Origin of the sequence: Vibrio sp. EA2 (assembly GCF_033042495.1) — a bacterium.
Taxonomy (GTDB): Bacteria; Pseudomonadota; Gammaproteobacteria; order Enterobacterales; family Vibrionaceae; genus Vibrio.
This window is the reverse complement of the sequence record NZ_JAWLID010000005.1, coordinates 43,524-61,262: the sequence shown is the minus strand read 5'-3', so window position 1 is coordinate 61,262 and position 17,739 is coordinate 43,524. Positions and strand designations below refer to the sequence as shown.

Here is a 17,739-nt window from a genome sequence, read left to right as displayed (position 1 = left end):
GCGCTGCGCAATCGTATGGATAATTAAAGCAGCTCTTTGGCGATAAGTTGCAATAAAAAGGTCTCCCTCTCAATGCTCATGCCTTTTTTCGGGCTTTCTGCCATCGTTTGCTCGTTATGTGCGATCGCTTCATGGACGTTCTTCCACACTGGGCGCATACCATTCTTGACCTCGTAATCTTCATAAGCGGTCTCGCCTAGCTCTCGGTCAATTTTGCAGGTGTAGCAGTAGGAGATCATATGCATCACATCGGCATCATCTTTGTGCCAAGGTCGAAACTCCTCAAAAAGACCAAACGGCTTAATGCTGTGTATGTTATTTGCCCCAGTTTCTTCCTCTAACTCTCGAACCAATCCAGCAATGATATCCTCACCCTCATCAATACCACCGCCAGGTAGCGTGTAATCATGGTAACGCTCCGTGTAGAGTAGTAATACATTCTCACCATCAAGCACGATGGCCCGTGCCGCATTACGCTTAAAAATGATTTTATCGTCGAGATGACCAATATCTGGATGAATCGTTGATTTTAAGTGTCTCATTGAAGGTTCCGTTGTGAATGCTTTTGCGCGCATACTACCTAAATTGACTCACTTTCCCAAGCGACAATTCCAAGTGAGTATCCGCCACGAATTTGATGCTCATACCAATCTGACTAAGTAGATGGTGAAGCCATTTTGATGTTCGAACTTGTAGCGCCTTCATACTTTTTACACCGTCAGGATAATAATCTGCGAAAGTTGCCTATAATCAATACAATACTCGTACATCCCATGCGGAGAGCAATAATGAATAAGACAAGTTTAATGATAACTATGGTTGTAGCAGCAGGGCTCACTGGTTGTTCGACATACGATAACGCAACTCGCTCGACTGAATACACCTCCGTAGCAAATCCGGCGTCTGTATATTGTGTTCAACAAGGTGGAGAACTGGACACCGTTACAGAGAACGGTGAACGTGTAACCTATTGTGTCTTTTCAGATGATGAACGCGTCGAGCAATGGGATTATTACCGGGAAAACCATCAGGAAGGTGAGGACTACTGACCTTCAGCGAACGAAATTCTTCAATGAGGAGTCATAAGCCAAATGCTGCTCAGTTAACAGTAAGCAGACTCCTCCAGTTAACCGTCATCCTGAACCGCGACGAAGGAGCGTGATTCAGGATCTTCTATCCCAGTACTTTGTTATCAAAGGTACTTCTCTATATTTTCATAGCGCTGATACTAGATTCCTAGTCTCGCTAAGGCTCCTGGAATGACTCTATTTTGTCCACTTTGTACGGACCCTCTGACATTTCTGACAATTTCATGACATAACTTTCCAACCGGACAATAAAATTCGGGACAAACGTCACATAAATTCACGGTTTTTCCACATTTCTGGAGTGGGTGGTCAAAATGAAAGCACAAATAGTTAAAGAGACCGAAGCAGTACAAACCAGCGTCATCACTGATGAATCAAAGCGCACCATTTATCGCGCATGCTTGAGTGCATTGATGATGGTTGCAATCAGCATTGTTGTTAATCTAAGTATTCGCCTCGATTACGTTGTATTAGATTCAAGTCTGGGTGAGTTATCGGTTACGGAATCACTTCAGTTAGTCATGCTGGCAATCGCATCATGGTCATTTTTCAGTTTATCGAAACACGCTCCTGAGCTTAAACACGCTGCAATCCTGATTTCTGGCTTTTTTGCCGTTCTAATGATTCGTGAAATGGATTACTGGATGGATATGATTCATCGCGGTTCTTGGGTATTCCCTGCGCTCACCGTTACTGCTATAGCCTGTGCGAAAGCCTATCAAGGCGGCAAAGGCAGCGTGAATGAGATGGCGAGAATCCTACAAAACCCACACATGAAGCTATTAATTGGCTCAGTTGTGCTATTGCTTGTATTTTCACGTCTTTACGGAATGGGCAGTTTTTGGCGCCATGTGATGGATGAAAGCTACATTCGCGACGTGAAAAATATCTCTGAAGAAGGGATTGAGCTACTGTGTTACAGCTTAATTGCCCTGAGCGCATTCCGCACCCGTCGTGAAATTAAAGCGCAGACTCAGGATCGATAGTTCGGTTCATCACCGTTAAGAGCGGGTATATGATATCTAAAGCTTGCTGAACCACATTTAAATTATCATCAAAGGCTGTCATTACGACGGCCTTTTTTATTTCCTCAATGTTCTGCATGAATCCATGATCCAAAGGGAGCACCTCTAGTTTTTCTATCGCAGTTTGAGCAATATGCAACGGCTTCGCTCTTACAACAGCTAAGTCATGGCTAAACACTCCGCGAATCGCGCCTTCTAAATAAACTCGGTAGGTTGTCAGCTCATCAAGCAGTAAGAATGCTTCAGCCGATGTCCCATGATGGGGGTATGGCACGCTAATGTGCCTATCGATATCTAAAGCAATACTAAGCTCTAGTCCCATTAAAGCACATCGTGTTTTTAACACCCTCAATAAGCCCTGTTCATCCATTAAGGTTTGAATTTCTATAATTCGTTCCAAATGATAATCGTTAGAAACAAGGGTCACTTTAATCGGGGATTGATAATACCCAGCAGCCTGAAATAGGCCGCTATGACACAATTCTTCCGCCGCATTCTTCATGTTCTGAAAGGTATTTAAAGAACGATTTTCAATTAGAATCTGACTTTCCGGAAATGGCCGTGAAAGACCTTTATTAAGTATCTGGAAATAACGAAACATCGCATCCGCCTCTGCGATATTTTGCCCATGAGTTTTGCCGCCACAAAATAAGATTGCCGTGTTTTCTATGGACAATGAGCCAAGGGAACTGACGAGCGCTTGCACTCTTGAAATTCCTTCCGGGCTTAGCTTGTTCTTGACGAGCCGCTTACCAAGAACAATAACCACATTGTCTAATTTCATACTACGATCTCTATTAATTTCTCGGCTGCTTAGCGCCTGAGTTGGCAATAATATAAAAATCTTCTTTGCCAACTGCCTCCTAGGGATTAACATCCGCGTAACAGTCATACTCTAGAGACCTATAAAAGGTCCACTGCTAAAGGAAGTCAATAATGCTGTCGATTTTCGATATTTTTAAAGTTGGTGTCGGACCTTCAAGTTCCCACACTAACGGTCCCATGCTCGCCGGGTTCAACTTTACTCAGTTACTTCAAGACTCTATGGCGAAAGTGCATAGGGTGCAAGTAGACTTGTATGGTTCGTTATCACTAACCGGCAGAGGTCACCATACCGACAGAGCTACCGTTCTGGGCTTAATGGGTAATAAACCCGATAACATCAAAATGACCAGTGCAAAAAGTGCACTCCAACATACCATTGAAACCAATACTTTATTGTTAGCTGGAACTCACGAAATTACCTTTAGCTACGATCATGACATCGTATTTCATAGCGAAAACCTCCCTTTGCATGAAAACGGCATGACAATCACGGCATTAGATGAATCTGGTGAACAACTCGCGTTTGAGATTTATTACTCTATTGGTGGTGGCTTTATTGCTACCGCAGACGAGCTGGAGAATGGTACGCAGCAAACTGAGGTTGAAGTCCCGTTCCCATTTACATCAGCCGATGAAATGCTTGAGAAAGCGGAAACAAATGGCTTTAGCTTAGGTGGCATGATTCTACAAAATGAATTGGCGTTTCGTGACGAAGAAGAGATCAATCAAAGGGCTGAACAGATCTGGAAAGTGATGTCCCTTTGCATGCAACGTGGGTTTGATACAGAAGGTATTCTGGAAGGCGGACTCAATGTTACTCGTCGAGCTCCGAACCTTCTGAAGAAACTGGAAGCAAATGCGGCAGTTGAAAATGATCCAATGGAGATCATGGACTGGATTAACTTATTTGCTTTCGCCGTGAGTGAAGAGAATGCAGCGGGTGGGCAAGTTGTGACCTCTCCAACTAACGGTGCAGCCGGCGTTATTCCTGCAGTGCTAATGTATTATCACCGCTTTATTAAAGAGATCGATATCAAACAGCTTAAAGACTTCCTCGCCGTCGCAGGCGCAATTGGCATCTTGTACAAGACCAATGCTTCTATTTCCGGAGCTGAAGTAGGCTGTCAGGGTGAAGTTGGTGTCTCTTCGTCTATGGCTGCCGCAGGCTTAACCGCTTTACGTGGTGGTAGTAATGAGCAAATTTGTATTGCAGCGGAGATAGCAATGGAACACTCTCTCGGCATGACGTGCGACCCTATTGGTGGGCTGGTTCAGGTACCTTGTATTGAACGAAATGCAATGGGTGCAATGAAAGCGATTAATGCTTCTCGCATGGCATTAAAGAGAACAAGCAAATGTCTCATCTCATTAGATAAAGTGATCGAAACCATGTACCAAACAGGCAAGGACATGAACAAGAAATATCGCGAAACCTCTTTGGGTGGTTTAGCAGTGATCCATATGGCCCCGCCATGTGAATAACCATAGGGTGATCATTTTATCCACTTAAGTAAATGTAGGATCAAAAAAGCCAGCGTTTACGCTGGCTTTAAAGATACGTTGGCTAAAACAGCAAATTATTCTGCTTGTTCAGTCGTTTCGTATTTGAATTCTGGAACAACGACTTCTACACGACGGTTCATTTCACGGCCAGGACGTGTATCGTTGCTAGCAACTGGGTTTGCTTCACCCATGCCTTTCACAGTCATACGTTCTGCAGTAATGCCCTGAGCTTGGAACTCGTTAGCAACCGCTTGAGCACGTTTTTCTGTAAGCTGTTGGTTGTACTCAGCAGTACCTGTTGTATCACTGTAACCCGTAATCTCTACTTGAGCTTGTGGGTAAGTGTTCATTACATTAATTGTCTCAGATAATACTGAAGTATCTTTCACTTCTGCACTTTCAAGACCAAATTGTACTGTTGTCGTTTGTGCTGGGTATACGTGCTCAACAATGTTTGTTGCCGGACGAGTTTCTACCACTTCTTCCTGAACCACTGGCTCAGAACCGAATTTGTAGTTAAAACCAATACCGTAGTAGTCTGCATCCATGTCATCAATGATGTCGTCAGACATATCTTGGTAACGTTGGTATTCAGCACGTAGGCTCCAGTTGTAGTTGATTTGGTATTCAGCACCTAGAGAGCCTGTAGGAACGAAGTCTTTTTCGTCACCAGCCATCATGTATGCAGCACCTACTTTCGCAAACAGGTTCCAAGAATCCGTCAGCGGAAGGTTGAATTTAGGCGCTAGAGTCAATGCCCAAAGCTCGCCATCAACGGTGTTTTTGCCTGCTTTGTTGAAGTTTGCTTTGAAATCACCTAAGTAATCAACACCGTACTCTGCATCAATGTAGTCATTGAAGCTGTAGCCAAGATGCATTGACGCTGCAAAGCTATCATCATCACATGAGGTATCCAGGTAACACGCGTCGTTAAGAGCGTTGTAACCTAGCTTACCGCCGATGTAAGTGTCTGCAAGCGCAACGTTAGAGATAACACCACCAGCAAGTACAGTAGCCACTGCAAAAGCAATTTTTTTCATTCTTTTTTCCTATTTGTTGTATACCGAGCCACACATCAAACGCGAAGGAGTGCGTTATCAATATGAGGCAGCAACTTTCTCTTTATTATTTGAGACAACCTAGCTAAATAACACCGGAATAAAGTAAATGTGGTGTTCATCACCAATGCCAAAAAACATGTCATCATTCATATTCACGCATGTGTTCTAACCACTTGCATGAGAAAAAATAATGCATCTGCATTGATATAGCCATAATCAACTCAGTGCGCAGAATATCATATCTTTTCTTTAAATGTGTGACAAAATTCACATTAATTTGTAAATTTCTTATTATTAAGATTCTATTTATAAGGCATTGATCGAATGGAAATATTTACCAATTGACAAGTAGTTCCAAACAAAAAAGCAGCTCATCTAGGATGAACTGCTTATGTGTTCGATTGATTTTAGGGAACTAAACCAATTAAATATTGTCCACAACCGCTAACGTTGCTGCCAACACATCTTGGCCAAATAGCACACTACGTTCAGGTGACCAACCATACAGCGGATCAGGGTGGTTATTGTTGTCTTTAAATGGCATCTCTATGGTGTAAGACAAACATTTAAATTGCTCTGCAACCCAATTTGATCCAACAGTTAAGTTTGCTTTACCAGGTTCGTCTTTATCGTAACCCACTTCATCTTGAAACTCTGGCGTGATGGTGAGCAGCGCTTGCTTAAACGAATGCTCCAGAGCCGCCAAACTTTCATCATAAGATGGAATGCCTTCAGAACCCGCGACAAAGTTGTATGGCAGTGCTTCGTCTCCATGAATATCCAGGAACATATCGACACCAGTTTCCAGCATTCGCTGGCGGACTAAAAAGACTTCTGGGCTTTTTTCCATTGATGGAGTTTGCCACTCACGGTTTAGGTTTACACCAACCGCATTCGTACGCAGATGGCCACGAATACCGCCATCAGGGTTCATGTTTGGTACAACGTAAAGTACCGCTTTCTGAAGAAGAGCTCGCGCGACTGTATCGTTGTCATCCAGCAAACGCTGAATCATGCCTTCCATGAACCACTCTGCCATCGTTTCGCCTGGATGCTGACGTGCGATCATCCAAATTTTCTTTTTGCCCTCGTCTGGCTCGCCAAAAGTCAGCAGGCTCATATCATTGCCATCCACAGTGTGACCTAGTGTCTCCAGCTGACAATGATGCGCGCTTTGTGCCATGTGTAATAAATCAAGATGACGGTCGTAAGTGTAAGGCGCGAAATAAGCAAAGTAGATTGAGCCACGTTCTGGAATAACCGTAAATGTGAGCGTATCGCCATCAAAGTCCGCTGGTACACGGAACCACTCTTCACGATCATAAGATGCCACGACATCGTAGCCTTGCCATCCTTCTGGGTAAGCAGATTTCGCCAAATCCAGCAGCTTAATAGTGTGTGACTGTTCAGCCTCAGTCTCTAAACGGAAGTGGAACCATTGGTAGAATTCCGACATGTTATCGTTGGGGATTTTAAGTTGGATGTCGTTTTTATCATCCGCTTTCACTACGTGAATGCTACCGCTATCGAAGTTGCTGAATATTTTCATTCTATTACTCACCTTTTGAATCTGAGCTTGAAAGACAGAGGCTAACACAAGGCTAAAGTGTCCCCTATTATTTTCACTTCAAAGTTAACTATTTGTGGCTAAAGTCATTAGTTTAGTCGAGCTAATCGGCTTTGCCTGCTAGTCCTGTGAGTTTTGCCAGCCATTTATCCTATATAAGCGCGTACAGGCTTCGGTAATAAGTAAAGAGAGCACTAGTGATTGAGTTCAACCACCGACTCAATACTGATGGCATCATGGCGCCAGTACTCAATATCGCAGCTAATCAGCTCGCCATGTTGATTGTAGTTTGTACGCTCAACCACCATGGCCGGTGTGCCTGATGTCGCTCGTAATGCTTGCGCGATTTCACCAAGAAGAGAGCTAGTTGCGATTCGGTAGCGCGTCTTTTGATACATCACACCAAAGTGATCACGACAAATGTCGGTAAGCGAGTCGGTAAGGTCAAAGCTCAACAAGTTGGGGAGTATCTCCGGGCGAATATAATTGATCACATACACCACAGGTCTGTCTTCCAAATAGCGAACACGCTCTACTCGATAGACATCCGAGAACGGTTGCAGCTGTAATAAACGCGCAGACTGCTTGTTCGCCAGTGTCCCTTTTGCTGAAATCAACTCTGTTTTCGGTATGCGATTTTGCGCTTTCGCCATGTTTGGAAAATTAAGCGTTTGGGTTGGATCGTAGCGCAGCGGCTCCGGTGAAATAAACCAACCTCTGCGGTCTTCACGGTAAATTCGCCCTTCCGCTTCTAGTAACGACAATGCTTCGCGTAACGTAACTCGTGTTGTGTCGAACGACTCCGCCAACTTACGTTCTGCTGGCAGTTTTTGACGAGGCGAAAGCATGCCCGCTTCAATCTGCTCAACTATCGAATCTTTAATTTTTACGTACTGCACGAGGTGTCCTTATTATTTACGCCAGCCTGTGTGCGACTTTCTAACCGCTTGCCCGCGTCATCTATATTCAGAATCGATACAGGCGCAAAAATAGTATCAGTTGAAGATATAAATACTACCGCAGAAGCGGTGGTCAATGCATTAATAAACAAGTAGGTCGCTATATCCCCCACTTCTACCTATTCTCGAACGAACTTAAAGTAAAACACCCCACACTTTATCGCGCAGCGTGTTTTGTTTTTTCATTATTAATCATTTGATAACGTTAACATAATTAGATTTCAGAAGGTGCGATATCCATACCACCTAACGATTGATACAGCGTTACCTGAGTAATGAATTGATTGTATCGATTCTCAAGCAAAGACGCTTCTGCGTTTCTGGTATTTTCCTGAGCATCTAAATAGTCCATGATCGAAGTAGAGCCGTACTGGTATCGCGCAGCATAAATCTTCTCAGCGGCACTGGCCGCATCATATTGCTCTTGCAAACGATCAGATTGATACATCAACTTTTCGCGTGCTGACAGTGCGTTCTCCACATCCTGGAATGCGGTGTACAACACTTGGCGGTAATTGACGATAGCCGTTTTGTACTCGACATCCGCAATCGCTTTGTTGTTCTCCATTTCGTTCCATTGCAGAAATGGCAATGTGATGTCTGCGCCTAACGTGCCAACAGGGTTGGAAAGCAAATCTTTTAATGCCTCTGAAGAACCACCTAGCGCTCCCGTTAACGTCAGCTCAGGTAAGTAATCAAGATCAGCGGCATCTTTGTTTGCCAGTGCAGATTTCACGTCATAAATCGCGGCTTTGACATCAGGCCGACGAATCAACAGATCTGCAGGAACACCTACATTGAGCGACGGAACGCTTCCATCCGGTAACATGCGAATGGTGTCACTCATACTCTGAGGAGGCTGATTGAACAAGATGGCAAAGGCGTTATTTGCCTCTAACAAGCTCTGTTCGAACTCACTCTGCTGCGCTTGCAAACTTGCCAGTGAACTTTTCGCCTCGAGCACATCAAGCTGATCAACCGCACCCAGCTCATACTGCCTTTGAATCAGAGTCAGGGTTTGCTGTGCATCATCAATGTTATTTTGGCCAAGTTGCAATCGCTGCTTAAGATAACCAATTTGCCAGTAAAGTGAAGCGGTGGTCGCCACCAAACTTTGAGCCGTGGCTTCGCGATCTTCTTTGCTCGCCATTGCCGCCCATTTTGCTGCATCGATATCCGCAGAGACCTTACCCCACAAATCCAACTCATAACCGACGGATAAGTTTGTGCTGTAACTGTCACCCGATTCGCCACTGTCTAGCCACTTTTCGACCTGAGCAGAAGTTGATGAGCTGAATGTCGGAAACAGGTCATCTTTCGCTAACCCTAACTGCAAACGTGCTTTTTTCAGTGTTAGCGTCGCGACTTCCAGATCGTTATTTTCCTCAAGTACTTTATTGATGTACTGGTTCAGGCTTGGGTCATTAAACGCCAGCCACCACGGGTCGATACTGACATCACCAGCGACATGCACTTGCTGCCAGTTTGTCGGCACCTGAACTTCAGGTGCCTGATAATCAGAACGCATCATCGAGCCACACCCAGCAAGCAAGGCTGCGCCTAATGCGACGACAAGAAAGCGAGTTTTAAATTTTGTTGTATTTTTCATGCTAGTCTCTCGCTAATGCTTCAATTGGATCGAGTTTTGCGGCGTTACGCGCAGGTAAGAAACCAAATGCGATACCAATCAGAGTCGAACAGATAAATGCTGAAATGATAGAATTCATCGAATAGATCATTTGGAAACTGCTGCCTGATGAGCTAAACGCGAAGCCAATCAAAAACGCTAAACCAATCCCCGTTATACCGCCGCATAAACAGACCAGTACGGCTTCAATCAAGAATTGCCTGAGAATATCTGCCTGCCTCGCCCCGACCGCCATTCGCACACCAATCTCTTTCGTCCGCTCGGTGACCGAGACCAGCATGATATTCATCACTCCGATACCGCCAACGACAAGAGAGATGACCGCAATAGCAGAGATGAGCAACGTCATCGTGGCCGTCGTCTTCTCGATATTTTGGCGAATTGTGTCTGTGTTGATGGTAAAGAAATCTTCCGTGCCATGGCGCATTTTCAGTAAGCTGATGATGCTTTGCTCGGCAGCGCTACTGGAGGCATTTTCATCGATCCTGACCGTAATACCATTGAGATAACGTTGCCCCATCATTCGACCAGACATGGTGGTGTAAGGAACCCAGATTTTCAGCGCTTCACTGTTACCAAATGCGTCGTCTTTCTTTTGCGTGACGCCAACAATTCGTACCGGTAATGACCCTAAGAAAATTACTTCACCAATCGGGCTGCGATCAGCGAACATCTCTTTTCTGGTGTTGTTATCAATCACGGCTTCTTGCGCCAGAGAGCGAACACTGTCTTCATCCCAGAACTGACCCTGAGCAATCTCATAGCCACGAACACGGAAATAGTCTTCGCCTACTCCTTCAATGGTTGCCGACGCGTCTTGGTTAGCGTAACGAACGGTCAAACTGTTCGATATTGAAGGCGTTACACTATCCACAAATGGCAGGCTCTTTAGTGATTCAGCATCAGCCGCCGTCAGCGTTCTCACTCTTCCTGAGCGTCTGTCACCAAAGCCGCTTCCGGGCCTGATATCAATGGTGTTGGTTCCCATAGAAGCAATGTTAGACAAAATCTGTTGCTGAGAACCATTACCCAGAGCAACCACCGATACGACAGATGCAATGCCGATGATGATCCCCAGCATAGTCAAAAACGTGCGCATTCGATGGCTCGACATAGCAAGCAGCGCCATTTTTAATGCATCGACGAAACTGTCCCACTTCCACCATTTACTGGCATCCTGCTGCGGCTGTTTATTGACCTGTGCCTGTGCATTTTTGCTTTCACTGACGTTTTGCTTATCAGAGATGATTTCACCATCTTTGATTTCAATAACTCGGTCGGCAAAATTTGCCACATTCATGTCATGAGTGACGAGAATGATAGTGTGTCCAAGCTGGTGCAGCTCTTTGAGCAGAGCCATCATCTCTTCACCACTGTGGCTGTCCAACGCTCCCGTCGGTTCATCTGCCAGAATGACCTCTCCACCATTCATTAGTGCACGCGCAACACTCACGCGCTGCTGTTGACCACCACTTAATTGGCTCGGTTTGTGCGTCAGGCGCTCTCCAAGACCCAGTCTTGTCAGCAATGATTTGGCACGTTCTTCACGTTGACGATGAGGAACACCCGCATACACCGCAGGAACTTCAACGTTACCCACGGCCGTTAAATCGCTAAGCAAATGATATCTTTGAAAGATAAATCCAAAATATTCCCGCCTTAGCGCAGCCAGCTCATCAGACTCAAGCGTTGAGACATCTTGGCCATTAATGAAATAGCGACCACTCGTCGGTTGATCCAAACAGCCCAATACATTCATCAGCGTGGACTTTCCCGAGCCAGAGGCACCAACGATAGCCACCATCTCACCGCGCTTAATCTCTAAATTAATATGATTAAGTACGGTGAGTGATTCATCCCCGGATACAAAGCTTCGGGTTAAGTCCTCTACTTTCAATAGAACTTGACTCATATTAGAACCTCATTGGAGGTCGAGAGCGTCTGCCACTTAACGAACCATCTGCCATTGCTGTACCTAATACCACTTGTTCGCCTTCCTGTAGGCCAGAAAGAATTTCAACATTCACTTTATTATTGATACCGACTTTAACCGGCTTTTGCACCACTTGACCGTTTTCCAGAACCGGAACCGTATAAGCGTTTTTGCCACCCGATTTTTGCAGTACTTGTGCCGGGATAACGAGTGTATCTTGAGATTCTTCCAGAACAATTGAGACTTGAGCCGTCATACCAATGCGCAGAACACCTTGCGGGTTATTAACATCAAAAACGGCGTTGTAGTAAATGGCATCACTATCAGAGATCGTCAAATCACTGTCATCACCATCCATAATCGTTGGGCCGGGCTCGATGGCACGTAATGTACCTTCATATTGCTGATTAGGTTGACCAAGGATCGTGAACACCGCCGTTTGACCTGGACGAACGAAGATAACATCTGCTTCTGAGATTTCGGCCTTTACCGTCATGGTATCAAGTTTAGCCAGCTCAATAATGGTCGGTGTTGTCTGGTTAGCGTTGACCGTTTGTCCCTCTTCGACAGAGGTGTAGACCACGGTACCATCCATCGGTGCATTAATGGTCGTATAGCCTAAATCGACTTTGGCACTATCAACGCTGATCTTGGCTTTTTCGATTTCGGCATCGAGTTGTGCGAGTTCTGCTTTGTAGATTGCCAATGAGGCTTCAGCATTTTCAAAATCAGCTCGTGAGCTCGCTTTCGCCGCGAGCATGCCTTTTTGACGCTCATATTCGTAGGTTGCCTGTTTGATTTCGGCCTGTTTTGCTTTGTATTGCGCATTTAGACTGTTCAGAGATGCTTGAGCCTCTTTGAGGCTATTTTGTTGTGTCAGGCTGTCAATTTGGGCAATAAGATCGCCTTGTTTTATCTCGTCACCAAGACTTACCGCCAGACTTTGTATCTGGCCAGAGACCTGAGCACCGACATTAACTAGCTTCGATGCCTGCAGCATTCCGTTCGCTAAAACGGCTTTTTCAATATTCCCTTTACGTACCGTTTCTGTGGCATAAGAAGAGAGCTCTTCCGGAGGTTGTAAAAAGTACACTCCAGCCGCACCAGCGAGAACAACGCTACACAATGCGAGCCATTTTTTCTTGAGTTTCATAAAAGATGTGAAGTAAGTAATCGTTATTATTTTATACTGCGATTTACCGGACACGTATAGGCAGGTAGTCGTAAAGATAAGTAAAGTATCGTCAAGATTCTTCACCCCGAAATTTAGATTACCTAGCTAAATTAAATCGTTAGGTGTCCATTCCTGAACTACACTAAGCGATGGATTTACAATAAGAAAATCGGCTTAATCTGCCTAAGTTAAAATCGGGCCAGTCTTGTTTTTAAGACAACACCAGTTTTTGACAGGAAAAAAGCACAGTGCCCAGCGAATTGAATTAAAAAACGTCTAAGTTTATTGCGAGGAAAAGACATGAAATTACTGAAAACCATCTCACTCTGCCTTTTAGCGGCCTGTGCGTCATTTCAATCGGTCGCGAGTGATAGTGATTGGGACAAAATTGCGGAAAAAACCGTAAGCTTTAAATCAGAGACAGACACTGTAAACCCTCTATCTCCGTTTGCTAATGCTCGTTTTAGTCACATAAAGATCAAATGTACGCAAGGTACCGTGAATCTAAAGAGCATTAAAGTAATCATGAAGGACGGCAAAGAAAAAACATTCGACAGTTTGGGTGTTCTCACCAGTGGCATGTCTTCACGTAATCTGAGCCTTCCAACAAAAGATGACGCTAAGCTAGATAAGATCGAATTGAATTACGAGTCTGTTGGTAATACTGCACTGCAAGTCACTGGCGTGACTAAAAAAGCGCATGTGGAAATATTAGGTAAGAAAGTCGACGAATAAACGATATATCACGTCTTATACAGCGGCAACACGCCGCTGTATAAATTCAAAAGCAAACAATAGTCGTGTGGAATTAAATGAATTTCTTGAGTTTCGCTAAACCATAAGCGGCAATCGTCACACTGTCTTTGATTGCTCCCTCTATCATCATCTGCTCGAACTCTTCGACAGAGAATGCTCGGGAAATAAGATCTTCTTCTTCGCTATCCAGCTGGTTTCCTACTTGAGTAAGGTTACTTGCAAAGTAAATATGACAGGTCTGATTTAAGAAACCGTAAGCAGTAAACTGCGCACCAACATACTCCATAGACCCAGCCAACATCCCGGTTTCCTCTCGCAATTCACCTTTGGCGAGCTCCAAAGGATCAACATCAGGATTCGACTCCCATGATCCCTGAGGAATTTCCCAACAACGCTGTCCCACGGTGTAACGGTACTGTTGAACTAGGTGAATCATCCCACTATCTACGGCCAAAATGGCTGCAAAGTCTGGCTTCTCGACCACACCATAGATGCCTTCCGCACCACTTGGACGTAAAATTTTATCTTCACGAACCGTCATCCATTTATTTTGGTAGACAACTTTAGTGTCTAACTGTTTGATATCTGACATGGTTATTCCTTGTTTTTTAAGCCTATTTAATGCCTAGCTACGCGACTAAAATGTTCTTTAGTTCGCTCAATGACTCTACGGTGTAGCTGGGTGCGATTCGCTCATCCACACTGGCGCCAGTGGTGTTCAACCAACAGGTCTCAATACCAAAGTTATTACCGCCCAAAATATCTGAGTGCAGATTATCTCCCACCATCAATACACGCGTTTTACATGGGTGCCCCATTTGCTGCATCGCGTACTCGAAAATGCCTAAGTCCGGTTTCGCAACACCAACTTGTTCGGAGATCACGATTTGATCAAAGTAGTTGGTCATCCCGGTACGTTCAAGGCGGATAGCTTGTAGTTCAGTGAAGCCGTTGGTGATGATGCCCATTTTCGCTTTACCTTGCAGTGCTTCCATCAGTTCTTTAGCGCCTGGCAGCAGGCTACAAATATCAGCCATCGCTTCTAAAAATGCGCTGTTTAACTCTGCGGTAGTCGTATCGAGCTTTTCTGCCCATTCGGTAAATCGTTTGTGTTTAAGCTCATCTGCTGACACTTTTCCATCTTGATAGTCAACCCATAGTGGCTTGTTTACCGTTTGGTAGTGAGCAAAATCTTGCTCCGTAAAATCTACGCCTTTACGAGAAAACATCAGTTGCAAACCTTTGAAAGCGTCAAAGTGAAACAAGGTCTCGTCAGCGTCAAATAGAATCCAATCGTACTTCATTTTTTCATCCCAAAATTCAAGGTCGTCGATAATCTTATGGGTACATAGTCTAGATTGTTTTCTTCTGGAAGATAATCACTATAATTGGAAATTAATTGTATCCTTTGAATCAACAATGTAAGGAGATTGATGTGAATGCGATAGCCTCCCTGCCGGTATTTGTGGCGGTGGTAGAGTGCGGCAGCTTTTCGCTTGCAGCCAAACAACTTAACCTGACGAAATCTGCCGTCAGTAAGCGCATCAATCAACTGGAAGACGATCTCGGTATTCGTTTACTTAACCGCACCACAAGAAAATTAAGCCTTACCGAAGCAGGTAGACGCTACTTTGAATATGCGTCTCAAGCAGTCAACCTTGCTCAACAAGGTGTCGATGCGGTTTCTGAGCTGCAAGGCTCTCCTCAAGGGCGGCTTAAAATCACTGTGCCGATGTCATTTGGCGTGCTGCATATCGCGCCTCTAATCAGTGAGTTTCTCTCTCGTTACCCTAAAATCGAAGTGGACTTGAACCTCGAAGATAAGATGGTCGACTTGATCAAAGATGGTTTTGATTTGGGTATCCGCATTGGAGAATTAGCCTCCTCTAACTTAGTTGCCAAGCGTCTCGCTCCTTGTAAAAGTGTGCTTTGCGCATCACCCGATTACCTTGCTGAGTTCGGTACACCGCAAAAGCCAAGTGATCTGGTTGCCCATAACTGTCTGCTGTATTCGTATTTTCGAGGTGGCGTAGAGTGGATGTTCATTAACAACGGCAGTGAGTACCGCGTTTTGCCAAAAGGTAACTTTGTTGTGAATAACAGCGAAGCCATTCGGCAACTTCTGCTGAGAGGTTCTGGCGTTGCGCAGCTACCCACTTTTATCGCATCAAGAGACATCACTGCTGGTAACCTCAAAGTAGTCATGGAAGATTACGCGCTACCAGAGCACGCCATTTACGCCGTTTTTCCAGAACGTAAACACATGCCGTTAAAAGTGAGGGTATTTATCGACTATATCAGCGAAAAGCTGGGGACTGATTTACCCTACTGGGATCGATACAGTAGTCCAGATAAATAACCCTACAAGAACGCACTTATTGCAAGGAGCTTCTCTCTTATCGTGTGACATGACTAATTTCGGAGAGGGGCTAATCCATACCCATTGTGTGTGGCTAGCACCAATAGACAAATTGGTAGTGCTAGCCAAACTCTCCAACGTGAACACAAGGCTCTAAGCGTTAAAGTACCTTAAAAAAAGAGCTATTAAGCGAAGGCTTCACCTGCCTCTTTCGGATCTGAGCCGTACTCATTCCTGCCCCTGTTACCTTCAGTCGCAGCAAAAATAATCAGTACGATCAAACCAAGCAAAGGAATCAAGCCAATCAATACCCACCAGCCTGTTCGTCCTATGTCGTGTAATCGACGTACGGTAACAGCAATACTAGGAATCAACACAGCGAGCCCGTAAACAGCGCCAATCAAAGCCGTACCTAATAGGCCATCAATAATTTCTAAAACAATCGTAATCAGAAGGTTGAATAAAAAGAACATCCAATACTCTTTTCTTCTTGCTCTTCCGTTAAACACTGCATATTTCTTTAATACTGCTAAGTACCAATCCATCTCTTTTCTCCCGACTTGGTAAGTTTGCTAACACTAACTATATAGTGCATAACTCATACTTACCTCACCAAATGCAACTTTTTGCACTTAGTCGCGATTTTCAACCATCTACTTGTCGGGTTACGAAGTATCGATTTGAACTTAGGTATCTTGGTTCAAACGACGAATCAATTTCGCTGGTGTACCACCATAAAGGCAATCAGGCGGAACATCACTGTTTACAACCGAATTTGCGGCAATGACGGAGCGAGCACCAATCGTCACCCCCTGATTAATGACAGAATTACCGCCAATCCATACATCGTCTTCGACAACGATCGGTTTACAGAAGGTTTCCCAGCGTCGGCGACTGTGGTAATCCAATGAATGTGAAGCAGTGTAAAACTGGGCACTTGGGCCAATTAGGACGTTATTTCCAATGGTAATTTTAGCACCATCAAGCATAACAACGTTCATGTTGATAAAGGTCTCTTCACCAATTTCAATGGTTTTACCGAATTCGCAGTGAAACGGAGCTTGAACAATACATAACCCCGCTTTGCCAAACAGTTGCTTTTGTAGCGCATCACGCTGACTTTCATCGGTATTGTTGTTAAACGCGCGCAATGCATGAGTGGCGTGCGTCCTAATGGCATCGATTGATTCATCCATACCATTAAACACTTGGCCAGACATCATTTTTTCTAATTCTGTCATTGGAAAACCCTACTACTTAAAACACCACTCAACGTACGTGATTTCAGAAATAAAAAAAGAGAAAAGACGACACTTTTCTCCTTCCTGTTTTCTGATTTTTGGCGTTATGCGGGGTTAAACAATTTCCCAGCTATGGGTCATCTCAACGCCTTCCCCAAGCATCAAACAAACTGAGCAATATTTTTCGAGGGAATCTGCCGCAACTTGCGCAACAATTTCTGGATTCAGATCTTTACCAGACACTTCAAAATGGATATTCACTTTGGTGAAAATACGTGGTGCCGTTTCGCGACGCTCTGTGGTTAACTTCGCGTTGACCGACTCAACCTTTTGCTCTGCAGATTTTAAACCATCTACAACGTCGACAGAGCTACAACCGCCCGCCGCCATTAGTACCATTTCCATTGGGCTTGGAGCCGTCGCACCACCATTCCCGTCCATCACGACAGAATGGCCAGACTGAGACTGACCTAGGAATTTAAAATCTTCGACCCATTTAACTTCTGCTTGCATGGTTTACCTCATATTGCATCGCTCGTTAATACCCTCGTATCAACGAGCAGGTATGTTTCGTGCCGATACTCTATCTTTGTTAGAAAA

The 17,739-nt window shown here is 44.6% G+C and carries 18 protein-coding genes; 5 read left to right on the top strand and 13 right to left on the bottom strand.

From position 1 onward, the window contains the following. Nucleotides 1-23: 23 nt before the first annotated feature. Entirely contained in the window at nt 24-542 is a 519-nt protein-coding gene (locus RXX31_RS13085; protein ID WP_317589892.1) for an NUDIX hydrolase, read from the bottom strand. A gap of 246 nt (nt 543-788) precedes the next feature. Between RXX31_RS13085 and RXX31_RS13080 the strand changes: the two genes are divergently transcribed. Continuing rightward, the gene (locus tag RXX31_RS13080; protein ID WP_317589891.1) at nt 789-1,049 is read left to right on the top strand and encodes a DUF333 domain-containing protein; all 261 of its coding nucleotides are present in this window, start codon (nt 789-791) and stop codon (nt 1,047-1,049) included. Nucleotides 1,050-1,402: 353 nt separating this feature from the next. Then, the gene (locus RXX31_RS13075) at nt 1,403-2,074 is read left to right on the top strand and encodes a hypothetical protein (RefSeq protein WP_317589889.1); all 672 of its coding nucleotides are present in this window, start codon (nt 1,403-1,405) and stop codon (nt 2,072-2,074) included. Here RXX31_RS13075 and RXX31_RS13070 read toward each other — a convergent pair. Then, entirely contained in the window at nt 2,049-2,897 is an 849-nt protein-coding gene (locus RXX31_RS13070) for a YdcF family protein (protein ID WP_317590114.1), read from the bottom strand. The genes RXX31_RS13075 and RXX31_RS13070 overlap by 26 nt on opposite strands. A gap of 152 nt (nt 2,898-3,049) precedes the next feature. On the opposite strand from RXX31_RS13070, the gene RXX31_RS13065 reads away from it, so the two are divergent. Continuing rightward, nucleotides 3,050-4,420 carry an L-serine ammonia-lyase gene (locus tag RXX31_RS13065; protein ID WP_317589887.1) on the top strand — a complete coding sequence of 457 codons (1,371 nt, stop codon included), beginning with the start codon at nt 3,050-3,052 and terminating at the stop codon, nt 4,418-4,420. 95 nt (nt 4,421-4,515) lie between these two features. Here RXX31_RS13065 and RXX31_RS13060 read toward each other — a convergent pair whose 3' ends face one another. From RXX31_RS13060 to macA, 6 genes are all read right to left on the bottom strand, one after another. Further along, complete coding sequence (locus RXX31_RS13060; protein ID WP_317589886.1) at nt 4,516-5,481, bottom strand: OmpA family protein; 966 nt, start codon at nt 5,479-5,481, stop codon at nt 4,516-4,518. Between the two features lie 445 nt (nt 5,482-5,926). Continuing rightward, entirely contained in the window at nt 5,927-7,051 is a 1,125-nt protein-coding gene (locus RXX31_RS13055) for a M14-type cytosolic carboxypeptidase (RefSeq protein ID WP_317589885.1), read from the bottom strand. 212 nt (nt 7,052-7,263) lie between these two features. After that, nucleotides 7,264-7,968 carry a phosphonate utilization transcriptional regulator PhnR gene (gene phnR / locus RXX31_RS13050; protein WP_317589884.1) on the bottom strand — a complete coding sequence of 235 codons (705 nt, stop codon included), beginning with the start codon at nt 7,966-7,968 and terminating at the stop codon, nt 7,264-7,266. Between the two features lie 274 nt (nt 7,969-8,242). After that, the gene (locus tag RXX31_RS13045) at nt 8,243-9,637 is read right to left on the bottom strand and encodes an efflux transporter outer membrane subunit (protein ID WP_317589883.1); all 1,395 of its coding nucleotides are present in this window, start codon (nt 9,635-9,637) and stop codon (nt 8,243-8,245) included. Between the two features lies 1 nt (nt 9,638). Next, nucleotides 9,639-11,588: a MacB family efflux pump subunit gene (locus RXX31_RS13040; protein WP_317589882.1), complete on the bottom strand. Its 1,950-nt coding sequence runs from the start codon at nt 11,586-11,588 to the stop codon at nt 9,639-9,641. Nucleotide 11,589: 1 nt separating this feature from the next. Then, nucleotides 11,590-12,762, bottom strand: a complete 1,173-nt coding sequence (gene macA / locus RXX31_RS13035) for a macrolide transporter subunit MacA (RefSeq protein ID WP_317589881.1) — start codon at nt 12,760-12,762, stop codon at nt 11,590-11,592. Nucleotides 12,763-13,083: 321 nt separating this feature from the next. Between macA and RXX31_RS13030 the strand changes: the two genes are divergently transcribed. Then, nucleotides 13,084-13,518, top strand: coding sequence for a hypothetical protein (locus RXX31_RS13030; RefSeq protein WP_317589880.1), 435 nt, complete (start codon nt 13,084-13,086; stop codon nt 13,516-13,518). A 73-nt stretch (nt 13,519-13,591) separates the two neighbouring features. On the opposite strand, the gene RXX31_RS13025 is transcribed toward RXX31_RS13030, so the two are convergent. Beyond that, nucleotides 13,592-14,131 carry an NUDIX hydrolase gene (locus RXX31_RS13025; RefSeq protein WP_317589878.1) on the bottom strand — a complete coding sequence of 180 codons (540 nt, stop codon included), beginning with the start codon at nt 14,129-14,131 and terminating at the stop codon, nt 13,592-13,594. Nucleotides 14,132-14,168: 37 nt separating this feature from the next. Then, entirely contained in the window at nt 14,169-14,843 is a 675-nt protein-coding gene (gene yjjG / locus RXX31_RS13020; RefSeq protein WP_317589877.1) for a pyrimidine 5'-nucleotidase, read from the bottom strand. A gap of 131 nt (nt 14,844-14,974) precedes the next feature. Between yjjG and RXX31_RS13015 the strand changes: the two genes are divergently transcribed. Continuing rightward, entirely contained in the window at nt 14,975-15,898 is a 924-nt protein-coding gene (locus RXX31_RS13015; RefSeq protein WP_317589875.1) for a LysR family transcriptional regulator, read from the top strand. 185 nt (nt 15,899-16,083) lie between these two features. Here RXX31_RS13015 and RXX31_RS13010 read toward each other — a convergent pair whose 3' ends face one another. The 3 genes from RXX31_RS13010 to RXX31_RS13000 form a co-directional block, all read right to left on the bottom strand. Next, nucleotides 16,084-16,443 (bottom strand): DUF805 domain-containing protein, encoded by a 360-nt coding sequence (locus tag RXX31_RS13010; RefSeq protein WP_014233559.1) that lies wholly within the window; start codon nt 16,441-16,443, stop codon nt 16,084-16,086. A gap of 141 nt (nt 16,444-16,584) precedes the next feature. Then, nucleotides 16,585-17,139 (bottom strand): sugar O-acetyltransferase, encoded by a 555-nt coding sequence (locus RXX31_RS13005; RefSeq protein ID WP_317589873.1) that lies wholly within the window; start codon nt 17,137-17,139, stop codon nt 16,585-16,587. Nucleotides 17,140-17,253: 114 nt separating this feature from the next. Next, nucleotides 17,254-17,652 carry an OsmC family protein gene (locus RXX31_RS13000; RefSeq protein ID WP_065297924.1) on the bottom strand — a complete coding sequence of 133 codons (399 nt, stop codon included), beginning with the start codon at nt 17,650-17,652 and terminating at the stop codon, nt 17,254-17,256. Nucleotides 17,653-17,739: the final 87 nt, after the last annotated feature.

What these genes read in the sequence shown, in the direction of transcription:
- RXX31_RS13070 (WP_317590114.1), bottom strand. Translation starts at nt 2,897, where the DNA reads ATGAAATTAGACAATGTGGTTATTGTTCTTGGTAAGCGGCTCGTCAAG.
- RXX31_RS13010 (WP_014233559.1), bottom strand. Translation starts at nt 16,443, where the DNA reads ATGGATTGGTACTTAGCAGTATTAAAGAAATATGCAGTGTTTAACGGA.
- RXX31_RS13060 (WP_317589886.1), bottom strand. Translation starts at nt 5,481, where the DNA reads ATGAAAAAAATTGCTTTTGCAGTGGCTACTGTACTTGCTGGTGGTGTT.
- RXX31_RS13000 (WP_065297924.1), bottom strand. Translation starts at nt 17,652, where the DNA reads ATGCAAGCAGAAGTTAAATGGGTCGAAGATTTTAAATTCCTAGGTCAG.
- RXX31_RS13045 (WP_317589883.1), bottom strand. Translation starts at nt 9,637, where the DNA reads ATGAAAAATACAACAAAATTTAAAACTCGCTTTCTTGTCGTCGCATTA.
- RXX31_RS13040 (WP_317589882.1), bottom strand. Translation starts at nt 11,588, where the DNA reads ATGAGTCAAGTTCTATTGAAAGTAGAGGACTTAACCCGAAGCTTTGTA.
- RXX31_RS13030 (WP_317589880.1), top strand. Translation starts at nt 13,084, where the DNA reads ATGAAATTACTGAAAACCATCTCACTCTGCCTTTTAGCGGCCTGTGCG.
- RXX31_RS13080 (WP_317589891.1), top strand. Translation starts at nt 789, where the DNA reads ATGAATAAGACAAGTTTAATGATAACTATGGTTGTAGCAGCAGGGCTC.
- RXX31_RS13025 (WP_317589878.1), bottom strand. Translation starts at nt 14,131, where the DNA reads ATGTCAGATATCAAACAGTTAGACACTAAAGTTGTCTACCAAAATAAA.
- RXX31_RS13055 (WP_317589885.1), bottom strand. Translation starts at nt 7,051, where the DNA reads ATGAAAATATTCAGCAACTTCGATAGCGGTAGCATTCACGTAGTGAAA.
- yjjG (WP_317589877.1), bottom strand. Translation starts at nt 14,843, where the DNA reads ATGAAGTACGATTGGATTCTATTTGACGCTGACGAGACCTTGTTTCAC.
- RXX31_RS13005 (WP_317589873.1), bottom strand. Translation starts at nt 17,139, where the DNA reads ATGACAGAATTAGAAAAAATGATGTCTGGCCAAGTGTTTAATGGTATG.
- RXX31_RS13085 (WP_317589892.1), bottom strand. Translation starts at nt 542, where the DNA reads ATGAGACACTTAAAATCAACGATTCATCCAGATATTGGTCATCTCGAC.
- RXX31_RS13075 (WP_317589889.1), top strand. Translation starts at nt 1,403, where the DNA reads ATGAAAGCACAAATAGTTAAAGAGACCGAAGCAGTACAAACCAGCGTC.
- macA (WP_317589881.1), bottom strand. Translation starts at nt 12,762, where the DNA reads ATGAAACTCAAGAAAAAATGGCTCGCATTGTGTAGCGTTGTTCTCGCT.
- RXX31_RS13065 (WP_317589887.1), top strand. Translation starts at nt 3,050, where the DNA reads ATGCTGTCGATTTTCGATATTTTTAAAGTTGGTGTCGGACCTTCAAGT.